21 protein-coding genes are annotated in these 19,532 nt (G+C 68.8%); 14 read left to right on the top strand and 7 right to left on the bottom strand.

Annotation, left to right across the window (positions count from 1 at the left end; all coding sequences use genetic code 11):
- Window positions 1–13: 13 nt before the first annotated feature.
- Window positions 14–1,546, top strand: a complete 1,533-nt coding sequence (glpK, locus tag nbrcactino_RS06795) for a glycerol kinase GlpK (protein ID WP_228460717.1) — start codon at window positions 14–16, stop codon at window positions 1,544–1,546.
- On the opposite strand, the gene nbrcactino_RS06790 is transcribed toward glpK, so the two are convergent.
- Window positions 1,538–2,656: a hypothetical protein gene (locus tag nbrcactino_RS06790; RefSeq protein ID WP_161926667.1), complete on the bottom strand. Its 1,119-nt coding sequence runs from the start codon at window positions 2,654–2,656 to the stop codon at window positions 1,538–1,540. The two genes, glpK and nbrcactino_RS06790, sit on opposite strands and share 9 nt — an antisense overlap.
- A gap of 486 nt (window positions 2,657–3,142) precedes the next feature.
- On the opposite strand from nbrcactino_RS06790, the gene nbrcactino_RS18495 reads away from it, so the two are divergent.
- From nbrcactino_RS18495 to nbrcactino_RS06770, 4 genes are all read left to right on the top strand, one after another.
- Window positions 3,143–3,742, top strand: coding sequence for a DUF3558 family protein (locus nbrcactino_RS18495; RefSeq protein WP_371864558.1), 600 nt, complete (start codon window positions 3,143–3,145; stop codon window positions 3,740–3,742).
- A 71-nt stretch (window positions 3,743–3,813) separates the two neighbouring features.
- Window positions 3,814–4,191 carry an ArsR/SmtB family transcription factor gene (locus tag nbrcactino_RS06780; RefSeq protein ID WP_161927635.1) on the top strand — a complete coding sequence of 126 codons (378 nt, stop codon included), beginning with the start codon at window positions 3,814–3,816 and terminating at the stop codon, window positions 4,189–4,191.
- A gap of 9 nt (window positions 4,192–4,200) precedes the next feature.
- Window positions 4,201–4,695 carry an SRPBCC family protein gene (locus nbrcactino_RS06775; protein ID WP_161926665.1) on the top strand — a complete coding sequence of 165 codons (495 nt, stop codon included), beginning with the start codon at window positions 4,201–4,203 and terminating at the stop codon, window positions 4,693–4,695.
- A gap of 33 nt (window positions 4,696–4,728) precedes the next feature.
- Window positions 4,729–5,244 (top strand): glycine cleavage system transcriptional repressor, encoded by a 516-nt coding sequence (locus nbrcactino_RS06770; RefSeq protein WP_161926664.1) that lies wholly within the window; start codon window positions 4,729–4,731, stop codon window positions 5,242–5,244.
- 22 nt (window positions 5,245–5,266) lie between these two features.
- Here nbrcactino_RS06770 and nbrcactino_RS06765 read toward each other — a convergent pair whose 3' ends face one another.
- The gene (locus nbrcactino_RS06765; protein ID WP_161926663.1) at window positions 5,267–6,670 is read right to left on the bottom strand and encodes an NAD(P)H-quinone dehydrogenase; all 1,404 of its coding nucleotides are present in this window, start codon (window positions 6,668–6,670) and stop codon (window positions 5,267–5,269) included.
- Window positions 6,671–6,860: 190 nt separating this feature from the next.
- Here nbrcactino_RS06765 and nbrcactino_RS06760 point away from each other — a divergent pair, with 190 nt between their 5' ends.
- The gene (locus nbrcactino_RS06760; RefSeq protein WP_371864498.1) at window positions 6,861–7,352 is read left to right on the top strand and encodes a gamma-glutamylcyclotransferase family protein; all 492 of its coding nucleotides are present in this window, start codon (window positions 6,861–6,863) and stop codon (window positions 7,350–7,352) included.
- A 16-nt stretch (window positions 7,353–7,368) separates the two neighbouring features.
- On the opposite strand, the gene nbrcactino_RS06755 is transcribed toward nbrcactino_RS06760, so the two are convergent.
- Window positions 7,369–8,076: an enoyl-CoA hydratase/isomerase family protein gene (locus nbrcactino_RS06755; RefSeq protein ID WP_161926661.1), complete on the bottom strand. Its 708-nt coding sequence runs from the start codon at window positions 8,074–8,076 to the stop codon at window positions 7,369–7,371.
- Between the two features lie 39 nt (window positions 8,077–8,115).
- On the opposite strand from nbrcactino_RS06755, the gene nbrcactino_RS06750 reads away from it, so the two are divergent.
- The 5 genes from nbrcactino_RS06750 to nbrcactino_RS06730 are packed head-to-tail and all read left to right on the top strand — an operon-like array spanning window position 8,116 to window position 12,454.
- Complete coding sequence (locus nbrcactino_RS06750; RefSeq protein ID WP_161926660.1) at window positions 8,116–8,982, top strand: purine-nucleoside phosphorylase; 867 nt, start codon at window positions 8,116–8,118, stop codon at window positions 8,980–8,982.
- A complete protein-coding gene (locus tag nbrcactino_RS06745) occupies window positions 8,972–10,480 on the top strand; it encodes a phospho-sugar mutase (protein WP_161926659.1) in 1,509 nt (502 codons plus the stop codon). Before nbrcactino_RS06750 ends, nbrcactino_RS06745 begins: the two co-directional genes overlap by 11 nt.
- Before the next feature lie 10 nt (window positions 10,481–10,490).
- A complete protein-coding gene (locus nbrcactino_RS06740; protein ID WP_161926658.1) occupies window positions 10,491–11,174 on the top strand; it encodes a hypothetical protein in 684 nt (227 codons plus the stop codon).
- Between the two features lie 36 nt (window positions 11,175–11,210).
- A complete protein-coding gene (locus nbrcactino_RS06735) occupies window positions 11,211–11,516 on the top strand; it encodes a type VII secretion target (protein WP_161926657.1) in 306 nt (101 codons plus the stop codon).
- Entirely contained in the window at window positions 11,513–12,454 is a 942-nt protein-coding gene (locus tag nbrcactino_RS06730; RefSeq protein ID WP_161926656.1) for a C40 family peptidase, read from the top strand. The genes nbrcactino_RS06735 and nbrcactino_RS06730 overlap by 4 nt, the downstream gene beginning before the upstream one ends.
- Window positions 12,455–12,516: 62 nt before the next feature.
- Here nbrcactino_RS06730 and nbrcactino_RS18140 read toward each other — a convergent pair whose 3' ends face one another.
- The 3 genes from nbrcactino_RS18140 to nbrcactino_RS06720 form a co-directional block, all read right to left on the bottom strand.
- Window positions 12,517–13,347: an alkyl sulfatase dimerization domain-containing protein gene (locus tag nbrcactino_RS18140; RefSeq protein WP_228460716.1), complete on the bottom strand. Its 831-nt coding sequence runs from the start codon at window positions 13,345–13,347 to the stop codon at window positions 12,517–12,519.
- Between the two features lie 158 nt (window positions 13,348–13,505).
- Entirely contained in the window at window positions 13,506–14,555 is a 1,050-nt protein-coding gene (locus tag nbrcactino_RS18135; protein WP_228460715.1) for an MBL fold metallo-hydrolase, read from the bottom strand.
- A 96-nt stretch (window positions 14,556–14,651) separates the two neighbouring features.
- Window positions 14,652–15,797, bottom strand: coding sequence for an AI-2E family transporter (locus nbrcactino_RS06720; RefSeq protein WP_161926655.1), 1,146 nt, complete (start codon window positions 15,795–15,797; stop codon window positions 14,652–14,654).
- Between the two features lie 104 nt (window positions 15,798–15,901).
- Here nbrcactino_RS06720 and nbrcactino_RS06715 point away from each other — a divergent pair, with 104 nt between their 5' ends.
- Window positions 15,902–17,224, top strand: coding sequence for a SatS C-terminal domain-containing protein (locus nbrcactino_RS06715; RefSeq protein WP_161926654.1), 1,323 nt, complete (start codon window positions 15,902–15,904; stop codon window positions 17,222–17,224).
- 15 nt (window positions 17,225–17,239) lie between these two features.
- On the opposite strand, the gene nbrcactino_RS06710 is transcribed toward nbrcactino_RS06715, so the two are convergent.
- Window positions 17,240–18,400, bottom strand: a complete 1,161-nt coding sequence (locus tag nbrcactino_RS06710) for an adenosine deaminase (RefSeq protein ID WP_161926653.1) — start codon at window positions 18,398–18,400, stop codon at window positions 17,240–17,242.
- A gap of 257 nt (window positions 18,401–18,657) precedes the next feature.
- On the opposite strand from nbrcactino_RS06710, the gene sdhC reads away from it, so the two are divergent.
- Window positions 18,658–19,062, top strand: a complete 405-nt coding sequence (sdhC, locus tag nbrcactino_RS06705) for a succinate dehydrogenase, cytochrome b556 subunit (RefSeq protein WP_161926652.1) — start codon at window positions 18,658–18,660, stop codon at window positions 19,060–19,062.
- Between the two features lie 14 nt (window positions 19,063–19,076).
- Entirely contained in the window at window positions 19,077–19,523 is a 447-nt protein-coding gene (locus nbrcactino_RS06700; protein WP_161926651.1) for a succinate dehydrogenase hydrophobic membrane anchor subunit, read from the top strand.
- Window positions 19,524–19,532 lie beyond the last annotated feature (9 nt).

Raw genomic sequence — 19,532 nt, 5'->3', positions numbered from 1 at the left:
AAAGATGGGCGGCGTGACAGCAAGCGGCTCCGGTCAGAAGCAAAGCGGACGGCAGTTCGTCGTCGCCATCGACCAGGGAACCACGTCGACCCGTGCGATCATCTTCGACCGCAACGGCCGCGTGGTGAACTCCGAGCAGATCGAGCACCGGCAGATCTTCCCCCGACCCGGCTGGGTCGAACACGACGCCGCCGAGATCTGGCGCAACGCCCGGCGCGTGACGGCGGCCGCGATGGCGTCGGCGCAGCTGACCACGGCGAACATCGTCGCCTGCGGTATCACCAATCAGCGCGAGACGACCGTCGTGTGGGACCGCGCGACCGGCACGCCGGTGCACAACGCGATCGTGTGGCAGGACACGCGGACCGCCGAGCTGTGTGAACGCCTGGCCGACGGCCAGGGCCCCGACCGCTACCGGTCCCGCACCGGCCTGCCGTTGTCGACCTACTTCGCCGGCCCCAAACTGTTGTGGCTGTTGGAGAACGTCGACGGGCTGCGCGAGCGCGCCGAGGCCGGCGAACTGTGCTTCGGGACGATGGACTCGTGGTTGGCCTGGAACATGACCGGCGGGGTCAACGGCGGCCTGCACATCACCGACGTCACCAATGCGTCGCGCACGATGCTGATGGATCTGCAGACTCTGGACTGGGACCCTGAGATCTGCGCCGACTTCGGGATCCCGATGTCGATGCTCCCCGAGATCCGCAGCAGCTCGGAGGTGTACGGGCATCTCACCTCCCCCGGCGTCCCCGAAGGGGTCCCGCTCGCCGGCATCCTCGGCGACCAGCAGGCCGCGACCTTCGGCCAGGCCTGCCTGGCACCGGGCCATGCGAAGAACACCTACGGCACCGGCAACTTCCTGCTGCTCAACACCGGGACCGAACCGGTCTTCTCCGACCACGGCCTGCTGACCACCGTCTGCTACCGGATCGGCGACGCGCCTGCCTGCTACGCGCTCGAAGGCTCGATCGCGGTCACCGGATCGCTCGTCCAGTGGCTGCGCGACAACATCGGGCTCATCTCGTCGGCGGCGGAGATCGAGGAACTCGCCACCTCCGTCGACGACAACGGCGGCGCCTATATCGTCCCGGCCTTCTCCGGCCTGTTCGCCCCCCGCTGGCGACCGGATGCGCGGGGCGTCATCATCGGGCTCACCCGCTTCATCAACCGCGGCCACCTCGCCCGGGCGGCGCTGGAGGCCAGCGCTTTCCAAACCCGCGAGGTGATCGAGGCGATGGAGGCCGACTCCGGCGTCGCGCTCACCACCCTCAAGGTCGACGGCGGAATGGTGGTCAACGACCTCCTCATGCAGTTCCAGGCCGACCTGCTCGGCGTACCGGTGGTGCGCCCCGTCGTCAACGAGACCACCGCCCTCGGCGCCGCCTATGCCGCCGGACTCGCCGTCGGGTATTGGCTCGGGGCCGATGACATCTACGCCAACTGGGCCGAGGACAAGCGCTGGCATCCGCATATGCCCGACGAGGAGCGCGCCCGCCTCTACGCCGAGTGGAACCGCGCGGTGGAGCACAGCCTCGACCTAGCCTGACCCGGCGGTTCCGGTCGCAGTCTCGTTCTCCGGCAACGGTTCCGGTTCACCGATCACCGCCGGCCCGACCAGCGGCAGTTCGCCGACGAGGGCCTCGACGTTGGCCTGGTCGTGCAGATAGTCCGCCGCCCGGCGGTCCGACGACTCCTCGGACCGACTCGCCCGCGGGGCGTACGGCACGCCGCCGCGCGGTCCGGTACCCGCCAACGGCGCGGCCGGCGGCCCCACCGGCGGCCCGATGGGGATGGCACCGAGGAACCGGGGCGGCCGCAACACCGGTTTCGCCACCGCCGACGTGCCGCCCGGGCGCGGTCCCGAGCCGCCGGGTGGGCGTCCCGCGCCTGCCGGCACGGGTACGACTCCGCCGGGCACCCGGCCCGACGGATCCCCGCGTCCGTGGCCCGGGTTGTTGCCGCCGGGCGATGGACCCGACTTGTTCGGGTCGCCCGATTGCCCACCCCCCGTCGGCGCAGCCGAGGCGGCCGACGGCGCCGCGGTGGTCGCCGACGTCGGGGTCGGGGCACCGGCCGCGCCCGCCGGGACAACAGACGGCGACGACCCGGACGGCGACGTCCCGCCGGGTACACCGATGGCACCGTCACCCTGGTCGGCGCGAGCGGTATCGGGACCCGACGCATCGTCGGGCGCGACCGCCGCGGCATACCCCGTCTCGCCGGGCGCGTCGCCGACCGGCGTCGTCGTCGCGAGCATCGGGTCGCTATAGGCGGCATTCATCGCCTCGGCGACCACCGCTCGGACCTGGGCAACCTGGTCGCTCGTCAGATCGGTGCTCGCCAGTTCCTGCGCCGCGGCCCGCAGCGCCGGCGACTTCGCCTTCGTCAGGGCCAGCGTGTTCGCCACGCCGCGCAGGCCAAAACTCGCCGAGCGGGCGACTGCCGCAGACCGCGACACGTCGGCCGCCACCCGACTCGCCTTCGCCACCGCGGCATCGGCCGCGGCGCCGCGCAACGACGCTGCCGTCGAGGCGAACACCGCCTCGACGCGGCGGGCCGCCGCCTCGGCCCGGTCGATCGCCGCCGTGAGCGCGGCGAGGTCGGCCGCAGCCTGCTCCGCGCCCATCGAGTCCGCCATGTCCGCGATGGTCGACATGTCGATCGCCGACCACGGCGTCCGTCCCCCAGGAGCCATGTCTACTTAGACGCAGTGCACCGGCGAACGGTTCCCTGCGGCGACGGATTGGCCTGAGAAGTTTCGGCGCGAATGGAACCGATCGGCCCGCGGATGCGTCCAAGTATGGAGAGGATGTTCGTGATGACGGCGTCGCGTTGGGAGGTCTTGTGAGTCCGGAGCCGTGCACCACCGTTCGCTGCGAAGCCGAAGCCTGGGCCGAACGGGCCAAAGTCGCGAAGTGGGCGGCGGAGGAGCTCGACGCGTGTGGACAGATCATCGGCAGGATCCTGGCATCAAACTACTTTGGAACGGGTTGCGCGGAAGCTCCACCGGTCTATTTGGAGTTAGCCGCAGCAGTATCAACGGGTTCCTCAAGCTGGCGCGAAGCCTTAGCAGTTCAGGCAAGTTCGATGGCCTCGTTGAGTGCAGGATGCGGCTCAGCCGCAACAGAATTCGGACGGGAAGATGCTGTCGGCGCGCAGAGTATTGAAAGCTAACCGAGTCAAGATTTGTGTCGCTGTCATACTCGCCTTTTCACTCTCAAGCTGCGCGGATCACGATTCAGCTGAGGGTCCAGAGCACCGCGAACGTGCGAGTCATGTCTGGGAAACCTTCCCGCACAGGCTAAACCCCGGCAACGACGGGACACCCTATGAGCCATGCGACGAAGTCAATCGCGAAGCCGTCGTCCAACACGGGTGGGACTGGAGTTCACTCCAAGATGCGGCATCAGTCGATGGACAGACTGCAAGGGGTTGCGCATGGAAGGACTCCGAGGTTGGTTCGGTCTGGGGAATGTCGCAGATCGTCGGCAACAGCCCGAGCCTCGATGCCTACCGGCACGCAAACCAGGCCTTTACGTGGTTCGCTGATCGATCTATTCAGGGACGCCAAGTAATCGTCTTCGCTACCAGCACAGGCACCTGCGCAACGCGAGTCCAAAGCAGGCGAGCCGGCGTCAGCACGATAGTCGATTACGCCCGCAGGCCGTCCCCTCCCCTCTCCGAAATCTGCGATCGGGCAATCGCTTTCACCAAGGCGACGATTTCCCGCATGCCGGTCTGACCCCACCCCAGACTTCCACCCCTTGACAACCTACAACCGTTTAGTTGTATATTGAGCACGTGACCACCACGATGCTCTCCGACGACGAGGTCGACGCGCTCTTCCACGCCCTCGCCGACCGCACCCGGCGCGACATCCTGCGCCGGTCGCTGGCCGGGGAGTTCTCGGTGAGCGCCCTCGCCGCGCAGTACGACATGAGCTTTGCCGCCGTGCAGAAACATGTGGCGGTGCTCGAGCGGGCCGGGCTGGTCACCAAACGGCGCCAAGGCCGGGAGGCCTTGGCGTCGGGAGACGTCCAGGCCATCCGCCGCGCGGGCGCATTGCTGGACGATCTCGAACAGGTCTGGCGCGGCCGCGTCGCGCGCATCGATGCGCTCCTGGCCGCAGATCACGACGCCGCACACCCCGACACCAACCCCGGTGCCGACGAACCACCACCACAGCCGTAGGAGGCAGTCATGCCCGTCATCGACGTCCACCAGGACCCCGCCAACCGCACGCTGCAGATCATCGCCCGATTCGACGCCGCCCCGTCGCGCGTGTGGCAGATCTATGCCGACCCCCGCCAACTGGAACAGGTCTGGGGCCCGCCGTCGCACCCCGCCACCTTCGTCCAGCACGAACTGCGGCCCGGCTCCCGCACCCACTACTTCATGACCGGCCCCGACGGCGAGAAGTACGCGGGCTTTTGGGACGTCACGGCTGTCGACGCGGAGAACTCCTTCGACTTCGACGACGGCTTTGCGCTCAACGCCGACGACTTCACCCCCGATCCGAACCTGCCGGTCTCGAAGAACACCTATCGGTTCGCCGCCGACGGCGACGGCACCCGCGCCGAGTTCACGAGTGTCTATGACACCGAGGAGGCCCTCACCAAGGTCCTCGAGATGGGCGTCGTCGAGGGTGCGACGGCGGCGATCAACCAGATCGACGGTCTGCTCGGCGCAGACTGATCGCCGAGCACAGCGTCGCGCTACCATTCGGCTGTGCGCCATCTCGTACTGACCGTCATCGGTGACGACCGCCCCGGGCTCGTCGCCGCCCTCGCCGACACCGTCACCGCCCACGGCGGCAACTGGGAGCGCAGTCAGCTCGCCCGGTTGGAGGGCAAGTTCGCCGGCATCGTCGTCGTCGGGGTCCCCGACGACCAGGCCGACGAGCTACTCGCCGCCACCCGCACCGTCGCCGACCTCGAGATCGCCATCCACCGCGCCTCGGACGATACCGCCGACGACGCCGAGGCCACCCACCTGACCATCGGGGTGCTCGGCAACGACCGGCCCGGCATCGTGCGCGAGTTGTCCTCGGTCCTGGGCGCCAACGGGTTGAGCATCGAATCGATGACCACCGGCACGCGGGAGGCCCCGATGGCCGGCGGCCTGCTGTTCGAGGCGCACTTCGAGGTTCGAGTACCTGCGGGAACCGACCTGGTCACCGTCCGCGCCGAGCTGGAACGGCTGGCCGCCGAACTCCTCGTCGACCTCGGGATTGACGAAAACTAGGGGATCGACGAGAGCTAGGGGCTCAGTCCAGGTCGTCGTGGCGGACGAGTTGGCGGGCCGCCTCGGTGATCGACCCGGACAGTGACGGGTAGACCGAGAAGGTCTGCGCCAGATCGCTCACCGTCAGCTTGTTCTGCACGGCGATCGCGATCGGCAGGATCAACTCCGACGCGGTCGGTGCGACGACGACCCCGCCGATCACCACCCCGGTGGCCGGGCGGCAGAAGATCTTCACAAAACCGCGTCGCAGCCCGCTCATCTTGGCCCGCGCGTTGGTCGCCAGCGGCAGCATCACGGTGCGCGCCGGGTACTCCCCGGCGTCGATCGCGTTCTGCGACACACCCACGGTGGCGATCTCGGGGCGGGTGAAGATCGCCGAGGCGACCGTCTTCAACTTGATCGGCACGACTCCCTCGCCCAGCGCGTGGTACATCGCGATCCGGCCCTGCATCGCCGCGACCGACGCCAGCGGGAACAGGCCGGTACAGTCGCCGGCCGCATAAATCCCCGGCACCGAGGTGCGCGAGACGCGGTCGACCGTGATGTAGCCGCCCTTGTCGGTGGCCACCCCGGCCTTCTCCAGGCCACACTTGCCGGTGTTGGGAACCGATCCGACGGTCATCAGCACATGCGATCCGGTGACGGTCTGACCGTCGGCGAGGAACACGGTGACGGTGTCGCCGTCGCGGGTGACCTTGTCCGCACGGGCGTGTTTGATCAGGGTGACGCCGCGCTCGGCCAGCGCGTCCTCGAGCACAAGGGCGGCATCCTCGTCCTCGCCGGGCAGCACCCGGTCGCGGCTGGACACCAGCGTCACCTTCACACCCAACTCGGTGTAGGCGTGGACGAATTCGGCGCCGGTCACACCGGAGCCGACGACGACGAGGTGCGTCGGCAGTTCCTCCAGGTCGTAGATGTGGCGCCAGGTGAGGATGCGCTCGCCGTCGGGTTGCGCGTCGGGGAGGATGCGCGGGCGCGCGCCGGTGGCGATGAGGACGACGTCGGCGGGGAGGAGTTCCTCGCTGCCGTCGGTCCCGCGGGCCAGCACCTGGTGGGTCGCGGCACCGGGCACCGGGTCGGCGAGCTCGCCGACACCATCGATGATGCGCACCCCTTCGCTGAGCAGTCGCGCCTTGATGTCGGCCGACTGCGCGAACGCCAACTCCTTCACGCGGCGGTTGATGCCGGGCAGGCTGACCACGGCGTCGCCGAAGTCCAAGTCGATGCCCAGGTCGTTGGCGCGGCGCGTCTCGGTGCGAATCCCCGTCGACGCGATGAACGTCTTCGACGGGACACAGTCGTACAGGACGCAGGCCCCGCCGACCCCGTCCGCGTCGACGATGGTGATGTCGGATCCGTAGGCCGCGGCGGCCAGGGCCGCCTCGTATCCCGCCGGTCCGCCACCGATGATCACGATCTTGGTCACTGCGCGCTCCTGCCTCGCCGTCGACGATGGGCTGATGATCGACTGCCGCTCCCCATTGTGTCGCACGCGGGCTCCGTCTGCGCACCACCCCGCCATCGGATCGGCGGGTGGCACAGACCCCCGGGGGCGGCGCTACTCTTATGTCGCTGCCCGCGCAGCACCGTTGTCAGCCACTCCCGAGGAGATGCCCGTGGCGCTCTACGCCGCATATGGCTCGAACATGGATCCCGAGCAGATGGCGATGCGCGCACCCCACTCCCCCATGTCGGCCACCGGCTGGTTGTCCGGCTGGCGGCTGACCTTCGCCGGTGAGGACATCGGCTGGGAGGGGTCGCTGGCCACCGTCGTCGAAGACCGCGACAACCCCGACGCCCGCGTCTTCGTCGTCCTCTACGACGTGACCGGCGAGGACGAGCAGGCCCTCGACCGCTGGGAGGGCTCCGAACTCGGCGTCCACCGCAAGCTGCGCGCCCGCATCGAGACGACCGAGGGCGCGGCGCTGGCCTGGCTCTACGTCGTCGACGCCTTTGAGGGCGGCCTGCCGTCGGCGCGCTACCTCGGCGTCATGTCCGACGCGGCCGAGAAGGCCGGCGCCCCCGACGACTACGTCCAGGCGCTGCGCCTGCACGAGTCGCGCAACGTCGGCCCGGGCCCGGGAGCCGGCGCCGACTCCGCCCTCTAGGCCCCGGCCCGCCCGATCAGAGCAGCGACGGCGGGACCTGGGTGGCCAGCGTCGCCAGCAACGGCTGGCGCAGTCCCTTCTTGATGATGGCGAGGGTCGGGCCGGCCATCGCCGCCCGCTCCCCGGCGACCGCGCGGGCGCGGGCCACCAGATCGTCGGCGGGCACCGCCTCGTCGACGATCGCCGCGGCCACCGCGTCGTCCGCGCCGTAGCGGCGCGAGGTCAGCATCGCCTCGGTCGCCGTGGCGTCGGTGAGTCGGGTGCGCAGCAGTGCGGCCATCCCGGCGGTGAACGGCATGCTCAGCGCCGCCTCGGGCAGCGACCAGAAACCGCGCTCGGTGCGCATCACCCGGTAGTCCGCGCACAGCGCGAGCATCGCCCCGGCGCCGAATGCGTGCCCGTTGATCGCGGCCACCGTGGCCACCGGCAGCGTCAACACCTTGGTGTACACGGCGTGCACCGAGTCGAGGTAGCCGGGCAGCTTGTCACCGTGGGCGAAGATGTAGTCGGTGTCGAGGCCGTTGGTGAAGAACTTGCCGGTGGCGGTGATCACCAGCCCCTTCTTCGACGACTCGCCGGCCGCCGCCACCTCGTCGAGGGCGGCGTTGACCTGGTCGAGCCAGGTCAGGGCGAAACGGTTCTCGGGGTTGGTCTCGTCGAGTTCGACGCCCTCGGTGCCAAGGTAGAGTTCGTAGACGTCATCGGATTCACGGAGAAAAGGCATGGGGGCAACTCTACGACCGATGCCCGTTACCGTGTACACATGCACTCCAGTACCGACGCAGCCGTCGTCGCCGCCGAGGCCGCCGCGCACATCGCCGCGGAGTCCGACTGCCCCCGCCACGACACCGCGATCATCCTCGGTTCGGGCTGGTCGTCGGCGGCGGAGGCGATCGGTTCGGCCGTCGCCGAGCTCCCGATGGCGCAGGTGCCGGGCTTTGCCCAACCGACCGCCGCGGGCCACGGCGGAACGATCACGTCGGTGCACGTCGACGACCAACGGGTCCTGGTGTTCGCCGGACGGGCCCATGCCTACGAGGGCCACGACCTGGCCCGGGTGGTGCACCCGGTGCGGACCGCGGCGGCCGCCGGTTGCCGCCGGATCATCCTCACCAATGCCGCGGGCGCGCTGAACCGCTCCTACACCGTCGGCAGCCCCGTCCTGATCCGCGACCAGATCAACCTGACCGGGCGCTCGCCGCTGGTCGGGCCGCAGTTCGTCAACATGGTCGACGCCTACTCCCCCGAACTGCGCGACACCGCACAGCGCCTGCACGACGCCCTCGACGGCGGCACCGCCCGCAACACCCTGGCCGAGGGGGTGTACGCCGGCCTGCCGGGACCGCAGTACGAGACCCCGGCCGAGATCGCGATGCTCGCCACCCTGGGCGCAGACCTGGTCGGGATGTCCACGGTCCACGAGACGATCGCGGCGCGCGCGGCCGGGATGGACGTGCTGGGCATCTCACTGGTCACCAACCTGGCCGCCGGGATCACCAGTGACCCGCTGAGCCACGACGAGGTGCTGGAGTCGGGCCGGGCGGCGGCCGGGCGGATCGGCGACCTGCTCGCCGCGATCTGCCACTCGTTTGCGACGACGGTCGGCCCCAACCCCTACCGTGACCGTTGACGATCTGAGGTTCGGCACCGCCGGCCTGCGCGGGCCGGTGCGCCCCGGGCCGGGTGGGATGAACGTCGAACTCGTCACCCGGGCCACCTGGGCCGTCGCGGAATGGTTGCGCATTAACGGTTCCGGGCGCACCGTCGTCGTCGGGCGCGATGCCCGCCATGGGTCGGCCGAGTTCTTCGCCGCCACCACCGAGGTGTTCGCCGCGGCCGGATTCGACGTCGTCGCACTGCCCGGCCACTCGCCGACACCGCTGGTGGCCTTCGCGTGCCGCGACTTGGGCGCGGCGGCGGCCGTGCAAATCACCGCGTCGCACAACCCGGCCGGCGACAACGGGTACAAGCTCTACGGCGGGCGGGGCACCGATGTGCCCGGTGCCCAGATCGTCGGCCCGGTCGACGAGCAGATCGAGGCCCTGATGTCCCGCGCCCCTGCCGGCATCCCCCGGACCCCGGTGGGCGTCGAGGACCGGGCCCGCACCGCCCGGTCGCGGTACCTGGCGCGACTGGTCGAGCGCTTCGGCGAGTCGGCCCTGCCGCTGCGCGTGGCGTTGACGCCGATGCACGGGGTCGGCGGACCGTTGGCGCTCGAGGCGCTGGCCGGCGCCGGGGTGTCCGACGTGCACGTCGTCGACGAGCAGTTCGACCCCGATCCCGACTTCCCCACCGTCGCGTTCCCGAACCCGGAAGAACCCGGCGCGCTGGACCGCCTCCTGGCCGTCGCCGCGCGGGTCGATGCCGACCTCGCCGTGGCCCTCGACCCCGACGCCGACCGATGCGCCCTGGCCATCCCGCACGACGGCGGATGGCGCCCGCTCACCGGCGACGAGGTCGGGGCGCTGCTGTGCCACGAGATCGCCGGCCCGGGCGGGGTGGTCGCGAGCAGCATCGTCTCCGGCACCCTGGCCGCCGCCGTCGCCGAGTCCGCCGGTGCCCGGTCGGTGCGGACCCTGACCGGGTTCAAATGGCTTGTGCGCGCGGGAGATCCGCTGTGGTACGCCTACGAGGAGGCGATCGGCCATTGCGTCGATCCCGATGCGGTCCGCGACAAGGACGGCATCAGCGCCGCGGTGTTGGCGGCACAGACCGCCGCGCGGCTGCGGGCCGCCGGATCCTCGATCGGCGCCCTGCTCGACGAGTTGTCGGTCCGCCACGGCGTCCACGCCACCGTCGGGCGCTCGGTGCGCTTGAGCGGCACGACGACGGCCGCCGAACTGATGGCCGGATTGCGGTCGAATCCACCGGCCTCGGCCGCCGGAATCCCCCTCGCCCTCGCCGACTTCGCGACGCGCACCGACGGTCTGCGCACCGACGCAGTCGAATTCACCGGGGCGCGCGGGGATCTCGCGGTGCGGGCACTCGTCCGCCCGTCGGGCACCGAGCCGAAGGTGAAGGTCTACGTGGAGGTCGTCACCCCGGTTGGATCGACCGCCGAGGTCTCCCGCACCTGCCGCGAGGCCAGCGATCTCGCCAGTCGCGTCGCTGTCGGACTACTCGCCTAAAGTTCTCGCCATGACCTCGCAGAGTCCGTGGGAGTCGCCGACGGCACCGAACCTTCCGATGTACCCGATCGCGCCGGGCGGGACCCTGCCGCCGGCGAGTCCCCCGACTCCGCCACGAGCGCCGTCGTCCAGGAACACCGTGTCGGTCATCCTCGTCGCGGGGCTCGCCGGTGCGCTGCTCGTCGTGGGCGGGGCCCTCGGCGCGGTCCTGTACGGCAAGTCGCGCGACGGTGGATCTCCCGCTGCGGTGACCGCCGCCCCTTATTCGGGTGACGGCGCGACAACGGCACCAACGACAACTGCGACCACGACCACCACGACGACGACCACCGAAACCGCGGCACCGCCGCGGTATGCACCGCCCACCCCGTCGGCCGCGCCCTTCACCGGCACCGACTGGCAGGGCTTCACCGGCAACGGTGCGCGGTGCAATGTCGACGACCCGGCGGTGTTCATCGGACAGACGAATCGATCGTCGGTGGTCGTGTGCCGCGCCGGCGAAACCGGCGGCCTCTATTACGCGGGATATGCCGACGGCCACCGGTCCCCCGACGTCAGCTGGCCGCAAATGCGCGGCTCAACCTACGTTTTCCGGGCCGGATCGACGGTCTACGAGGTGGGTCCCGACGCGCTGGTCATCACCACGCCGAGCGCCACGGTGACCGAACCGTGGACCGCGGTCTGGCCGGGCTGAGGGAACCAGCCGGGACCGCGGTGCGTCCAAGTGGACATGACGGTCACACTGCACCCACCCACGGCCCACCGTTTCGCCGATCACCACCGCGCCAGTGCCGAACAGGCCGCCCTGTCGACGGCCGGCCTCAGAGCCGACCTGGCCCCACTGCTGCCCGCGTTCGGCCTCATCGGCGCCGAGTTTCTGGGCGCGCTCGCCCAGGTCCTCGACCGTTCCGCCGCGCACCTCGACGATCTGGCCGGCCACCACGGCTCGATCACCGCCGCCGCCCGCGGCGGCGTCCACGCCTACGAATCCACCGATGCGGCCGCGGCCGCCCACACCGGTCAGGTGGCACGATGACCGGCGCCGACGCCCTCGTCGAACCGCTGCGGGTCCTGCTCACCACGCTCGGTACCGGTGAGCTGCCGCCCGGCGGGCCGCTGGCCGGGCTGCGCCACGCCTCCACCACCTCGGCCCGGACCGCCGCGGACACCCAGCGCAACGCGCACTCGCTCACCGGCGCGTGGACCGGCAACGGCGGGACGGCCGCCTCCCGCGCCGCCGACTCGACCGCGCGGCGCCATCACCGCTCGGCGACGGCGAACTCGTCGTCGGCCGCGATCGTGGTCGCGGCCAGCGCCAAAGTCGGCCAAGCGGCGGCGGAGGTCCGCCGTCTTCTCGATTCCTTTGCGCGGGCGGCGAATTCGCTCGGCCCGGCGCTCTACAGCATCGAGGGCCTGCTGGCCCTCCTCCCGGTCGCCCTCGATCACGTCGCGCGCGGGGCCGCGATCGTCGCGAAGGCCCAACACGACCTCCACGCCGACGCCGCAAAACTCCTTGCCGAGAACAAGCACCTCGCGCCCAAACGCATGCCGGCGCCCGGGCATCGCGGCGACGCCGCCGACGGATCCCTCGCCATCACCCTGCCCAACGGCAAGGTCGTGCACGCGCCCAACGCGCGGGCCGCCAAAGCCGTGCGCGCCGCACTCAGCCAGCGCGGCGTCCCCTACCTGTGGGGCGGCACGACGACGAAAGGCTTCGACTGCAGCGGGCTGACCCAGTGGGCCTACCGCCAGGCCGGGCTGGAAATCCCCCGTCTCGCCCAAGACCAGGACAACGCGGGCTTCCCCATCAGTCGGGCCCAAGTGCAACCCGGCGACCTCGCCGTCTGGGACGGCCACGTCGCGATGATCATCGGTGACGGCCTCATGGTCGAGGCCGGAGATCCCGTGCAGGTCAACCCGATCCGCACCACCAACCTGAACCAAGGATTCCAAGGCTTCTACCGACCGCGGTAGTTCCTGCTGACCGTCATCCGATTACCCTCTGGCCGACGATGGACGACCCGGGCACCGCCCGATCAGGGCGTGACGATGTTGAACCAGAAGGGGAAGTCGTCGAGGAGGCCGAAGAACTCCGTCACCGAACCTTGGTTCCCGCTGACCCGCACCGACCCGTTGCCGACCGCCTGATCGATCGTGACCTTGCCCAGCTGGATCTCGTTCATCGCCTGCTTGGTCAGCGTGACCGTGGCATTCGGGTCGGGCAGCGGCTTTTCGCGGTGGTTCAGCACGCCGTTGAGCACGTGCAGGCCGTAGGTCTTGCCCAAGTCGCTGAAGGTCCAGTTCAACCGGATGTCCTTGCCCGCGGCCTTGGGACCGTTGAGGCGGACCGACAGGTAGTCGAAGACCATCTCCGGCGGCATGGCGGCGATGGTGTCCGGGCTGGCCGCCGACGCGGCTTCGACGTTCGGCACGCCGTTGCGCAACTCGTTGGCGCCCTGCAGGTACACCGACCGCCACGGGCCCGACTCTGCTTGATAGGCCATCTGCTCGAAAGCGTCGGCCAGCAGGTTCTTCCCGTTGACGCTGTCCGGGTTGGCAAACACGATGTGCTTGAGAACCATGGCCGCCCAACGGTATTCACCCTTGTCGTAGTCGGCCTTGGCGCGCTTGAGGACCTCGGCCTCGCCGCCCATGTACTCGACGTACTTCTTTGCCGCGGCCACCGGCGGCAGCACGTCGAGGTCGGCCGGATTGCCCGTGTACCAGCCCAGGTAGCGCTGGTAGACCGCGCGCGAATTGTGCTTGACCGTCCCGTAGTACCCGCGGTTGGGCCAGAAGTCCTCGAGCTCGTCGGGGAAGGTGATCTCCTCGGCGATCTCCTCCCCGGTGAGGCCGGTGTTCATCATCCGGACGCTCTGGTCGTGCAGGTACTTGTAGCTTGCGGAAGTAGTCCAGGATCTTCGCGTTGCCCCACATCGGCCAGTGGTGGCTCTGGAACTTGACCTCGGTGTCGGCCCCGTAGGTGTCGATCGTCTCGTCGATGAACCCCGCCCACACGCGGGCATCACGGACCTGCGCCCCGCGCAGGGTGAGGATGTTGTGCATCGTGTTGGTGGTGTTCTCCGCCATCCACATGGCCTTGAACTGGGGGAAGAAGGTATTCATCTCCGCCGGCGCCTCGGTGCCCGGCGTCATCTGGAACACCATCTGCACGCCGTCGATCGTCAGCTCGGTGCCGGTCGTGGAGATCTCCTCGGTCGGCAGCATCAGGCTGGCCGTGCCCGTTCGAGAGGGTCTGCCCCAAACCGGCGTTCACCCCGCCCTGCGGCCCGCGCGGCAGCAGCGCGCCGTACATGTAGACGGCGCGGCGCGACATCACGTTGCCGGCGATGACGTTCTCGCTGACCGCGTGCTCGAGGAAGCCCTGCGGCACCACGATCCGCGCCTTCCCCGCATCGACGTCGGCTTGGCTGACCACGCCGCGGATGCCGCCGTAGTGGTCGGTGTGCGGGTGGCTGATGATGACCGCGGTGACCGGCCGCGCGCCGAGTTCGGCGTTGATGAGATCCAGGGCGGCCTTGGCGGTTTCGGTTGAGACGAGCGGGTCGAAGACGATCCACTCCAGATCACCCTGGATGAAGCTGATGTTGGACAGGTCATAACCGCGCACCTGGTAGATCCGGTCGGTGACCTTGTAGAGCCCGTAGTGCATGTTCAGCTTTGCGTTGCGCCACAGGCTCGGGTTGACGGTGTCCGGGGACTCGGCGTCGTCGTTGATGAACTTCTTGTACGACTCCATGTCCCAGGCGATCCGACCGTCGGCGGTCTTGATGATCAGGGTGTCGGGTCGCTTGACGAGACCGCGCGAGGCGTCGGCGAAGTCGTCGCGGTTCGCGAACGGGAGCGAGTCGCGAACCTTCTTGTTGGCGGCCTTGGTCGCCTCGGAGGCCGGCTTGGGCTTGGCGTCGGTGGTGAAGCCGCCGGAATCATCGCCGCACGCGGTCAGCGCGACCCCGCCGACCGCGGTGGCCGCACCGGCCCAGGCGACGTTGCGCAGAATCGTTCTGCGGGAGATCCTTCCGCGTTCATCGGCCGGATCGGTGCGGTCGTTCATGGTTGCTCCCGGGGAGAGGCGGACGGGTCCCGGGATCGTAGGTCGACGGGGCGCCGGCCGTGTCGGAAAACTCCCGAATGCCTGTTCTCGGCGTGCTCACACCTCAACGCGGCGGTGGCGCAGCCGCCGCCACCACGGAGGCGTCGGCGCCTCGGCCGGGTCGGGCTCGTCGTCGATCCACTCCACCCCCTTGTAGACGGCGCGGTACATGTTGACCGTCGTCACGATGACGATCATCAGCACCGGCCCGAACACGATGCCGGCGAAGCCGAACATCTGCATCCCGGCGAAAACGGCCAGCAGCATCAGGGCCGGCGCCAGATGGGCGCTCTTGGGCACGAGCATCGGCCGCAGCACGTTGTCGATGTTGGTGATGACGATCAGGTGGAACAGGAAGACGAACAGGCCTCCGACGACGTTGCCCGTCAGCGCCATCCCAATGCCCAGGGGCATGGTCACGATGCCGCTGCCCAGCGGGATCACCGAGAGCACCGTCAAGAAGATGACGAACATGAAGAAGCCTTGGTGGATACCGCCGATGTAGACCGAGATCGCGCCGGCGAGGCCCTGGACGAAGGCGATGACGAACTGGCCGCGCACCGTCGCGGTGACCATGGCGCCGATCTTGCCCAGGTAGATGTTGGACACCTCCGGCCCGAGCGGGTTGAGGTCCTTGACCACCTCGACGACCTTGTTGCCGTTGGTCAGCAGCGCCAGGAACACATACAGGAAGATGATCGACATCGTCACCGTGGTGGCCAGCCCGCCGGCCGAGTCGCGCGCCACCTCCAGCGCGTACTTGCCGGCCGCCTCGGCGATGTTGGACACCGAACCGCGCACCCGGTTCATCGTCAACGGCTCGACGTGGACCAACGGGATCTTGGCGAGGAACTGGTTCACCGAGTCCAACAGCCTCGTGCCGAACTCGTTGAGGTCGGTCTTGCCCAGCCACTGCCGGATGCTGTCGACCATCTGCGCGATCTGCACGCCGGCCATCGTGATGATCCCGGCCAGCGGGATCCCGACGATCGCAATCGCGCTCAGCACCGTCAACGTCGACGCCAGACCGGAACTCATCCGCCGCGCCAGCCGCCGGTACAGCGGGACGAACAGGTAGGCCAGTACCGCGGCGAGACCCATCAAGACCAGGTAGCGGCGCAGGAAGTACGCGCCGAACAACAGCGCGATGACGGTCATGACCGCCAGCGCGGTGCGCTCTTTGGGGCTGAATTCTGCCAGCACCTTGTCATCGTAGGCAGGGACGTGCCGCCGCGGCGGACAAGAGCGATACCCGCCTGCGACGGCCCAGGTTCGTGCAGGCGCGCCACCTTGGTTACGCTTTCCCCATGGCCGGAGACATCGTCCCCATTGAGCTGGGTTTGACCGACGGAAACGCCTACACCCTTTGGGCCCCGCAATGGCGCGAGGACGACGAGGAGTGGGAGGCGTTCCTCGGGCTCGGTGAAGACCTGTACGGATTCGACGACGTCGCCCACCTCGTCGGGTACATCCGCGGCACCGACGACGAGCACGACCTGGTCGACCACCCGGCGTGGTCGACCGTCGTCGAACTGTCCGGCGACGAACTGGTCCCCGACAAGCGCCACACCTATGACCTCATCGGCGTCCCCGAACTGGCGGCCGACGACCCCACCCCGGAGAACATCGCCGACCTCGAGGACGCGCTGGAGATCGTGCGCATCCTCGGCGAGGTGTGCGAGCTGCCGACCATCACCAAGTTCTTCAACGGCAACCCGATTCTCGGCGCCGTCACCGTGGGCACCCGCAACTTCGTCGGGCGCGACGGCCAGGACCTCTGGGTCCGTATCGGCCGGCTGATCGCCAAGCACTGGGACAACGTGATCGACGCCCTCGACGACGTGCTGGCCACCCCCGACGTCGACGAGGCCGCCGTCGCCGCAGCCGAGGCGGAGCTGGCCGCCGCCGCGTCCGCCGAGGATGAGGACGAGCCCGACGACGACGATCTGGACCTGGTCGGCGACGAAGACAGCGGCGACGAGGGGGGCAAGGCCCTCGTCGACGACGAGGACGACGACGACCTCGACGAGGACGAAGACACCGAGGCCGCCGAACTGCTCGACGGCGACATCGACGAAGAAGACTTCTGGGTCAACGTCGGCATCGACCCGATCCAGATCACGACGAGCGATGGCGAGTACCTCTCGCTGCGCTGCTACCTCGACGACGATCCGGTCTTCCTCGGCAAGCGCGGTTCAATCTTCGTCTTCCCCTCGGTCCGGTCGATCACCCGGTTCCTGGCCGAGGACGACGACCATGACTTGGCGAAGCTGACCACCTTCGACGACGTGCGCGCCGCGGCGACCGACGGCTCGCTGGAGTTCGAGATCTACGAGGACAACGTCTACGTGCTCCCCGGTCTCGCCGAGGACATCGCCGACGGGCCGCGCCGCATCGATCGCGAACAGCTCGACCTCGCCGTCGAACTGCTCCTCGACGCGGGCGACTACGCCGACGACGACGCCGTCGGGGAGGCCCTCAGCTCGACGACCCCGCTGGGCTGGTTCATCGACTACGCGACCAATCCGGATCCCAAGCGTCTCGCCCCGAGCCCGCCGTTCGACAACGAGTCGGAGGCCTTCCGCGCCCTCGTCCACGATTTCGAGGACCGGATCGAGCGCAAGTCGTAGCGGTTTCGTCGGTGCTCAGCCGATGAGTACCGCGTAACCGGGCTTGATCACCCCGTCGATCAATTCCATCCGCTTATCGAAGGGGATGAAGGCGGACTTCATCGCGTTGACCGCGAATCGTTCGAAATCTGCCCATCCGTAACCGAATTGCTCGGCCAGTAGGGCACATTCACGGCTCATGGTGGTGTCCCCCATCAACCGGTTGTCGGTATTCACCGTGACCCGGAACCGCAGGCGCGCCAGGATGTTGAACGGGTGCGACGCGAGATTCGCCACGGCCCCGGTCTGCACGTTCGACGACGGGCACATCTCCAGCGGGATCCGCTTGTCGCGGACGTAGTTGGCCACATCGCCCAGCTGCGCCCCGGCGAAGGAGGTGGCGGCGGGATCGGCGCCGGGCGGCAGGACGACGTCGTCGATGACGCGCACGCCGTGGCCCAACCGATCTGCACCGCAGTAACCGATGGCCTCGGTGATCGACGGAAGACCGAAGGCCTCGCCGGCATGGATCGTGTAGCGCATGGTGTTGGCCCGCAGATAGTCGAAGGCGTCGAGGTGGCGCGTCGGCGGGTTGCCCGCCTCCGCGCCGGCGATGTCGAAGCCGACCACCCCGTCGCGGCGGAACCGGACCGCCAGCTCGGCGATCTCGGTCGACCGCGCGGCATGGCGCATCGCGGTGACCAGGCATCCGACGACGATCGGGCGACCGGCGGCGGCTGCGGCGCGCTGGCCGTCGGCGAATCCGGCCAGCACCGCCGACACCACCTCGTCGAGGCTCAACCCCTTCTCCAGGTGCAGCTCGGGGGCGAACCGCACCTCGGCGTAGACGACCCCGTCGGCGGCCAGGTCCTCGACGCACTCGAAGGCGACGCGTCGCAGCGCCGACGCGGTCTGCATCACCGCGACGGTGTGTCCGAACGTCCGCAGGTACCGCACCAGCGAGCCCGCGTTCGCGTTGTCGACGAACCACCGGCCCAGTTGCACCGGGTCTTCGGTGGGCAAGTCGGGGTATCCCGACTCACGGGCGAGATCGACGATCGTGGCGGGGCGCAGACCGCCGTCGAGGTGATCGTGCAGGAGCACCTTCGGCGCGAGCCCGAGCGTCGTCGGAGAGACCGGGACGGATGACTCGTCGGCGGAACCGGCGGGAGTGACGTAGGCGGAGTCGGGGCTCATGTATTGAGCGTGACACAGATTTCAGGTGAGACATTGTGCACACTCTGTTTCCGGCCGAAACGCTGCCTTAACAGCTAGAGAACGCCGTGACCGCGTTATTTCCGGCTCTTTACCAGAGCTTCCATTGGTAAGGCAAACCTTAGTTCCGATCGGTTGGATCGGAAAACCTTTCGGGTCGTTTTCAAGGACCGATCACCAGGGTTTAAAGTCAGATCATCGGGTCCTATGGAAACCACGTTCGGAGGCCGAATTCCGTCATGAGCACACCCACGACTGCGCCCGCTCCGCGGCGCAAGGTATCGATCTACCGAGGTGATCCGGGGATGTGGGCGTGGGTCCTGCACCGCATCACCGGCGTGACGATCTTCTTCTTCCTGTTCGTCCACGTCCTGGACACCGCCGTGATCCGGATCAACAAGGACGAGTACGACGCGATCATCAACACCTACAAGACGCCGATCATCGGTCTCATGGAGATCGCCCTGGTCCTCTGCGTGTTGTTCCACGCCTTCAACGGCCTGCGCGTCATCCTCATCGACTTCTGGTCGAAGGGGGCCCGCTACCAGCGTCAGATGCTCTGGGTGGTCCTCGGGGTGTTCCTCGTCGTCTTCGGCGCCGCCGCCGTCCGCCTGCTGCAGCTCATCATCACTCACGCGTTCTAAGAGGACCTGACACCATGACTACCGCCGCTCCGCAGACCGCGAAGACCCTCCTCGTCTCCCACGACCGACCGCCGTCGCTGGACTCCCCCCGCTCGCCGCGCATGCGCAAGGGCGGCAACTTCGAGAAGTACGCCTGGCTGTTCATGCGCTTCTCCGGCATCGTGCTGATCTTCCTGGTGATCGGCCACATGGCGATCATGCTCACCTGGGACACCGGCGTGCACCGCATCAGCTCCGAGTTCGTCACCCAGCGCTGGTCCAGCCCGTTCTGGCAGATCTGGGACCTCACCATGCTCTGGCTCGCCCAGCTGCACGGCGGAAACGGCGTGCGCACCGTCATCGGCGACTACACGCGCAAGGACTCCACCCGCTTCTGGCTCAACGTCCTGCTGGCGGTGTCGATGATCCTCACCCTGGCCCTGGGCAGCTACGCGCTGCTGACCTTCAACACCGGCAGCTAACCGCGCCGA

Source organism: Gordonia crocea (genome assembly GCF_009932435.1).
GTDB classification, from domain to species: Bacteria; Actinomycetota; Actinomycetes; order Mycobacteriales; family Mycobacteriaceae; genus Gordonia; species Gordonia crocea.
This window is presented reverse-complemented; position numbering and strand designations above follow the sequence as displayed.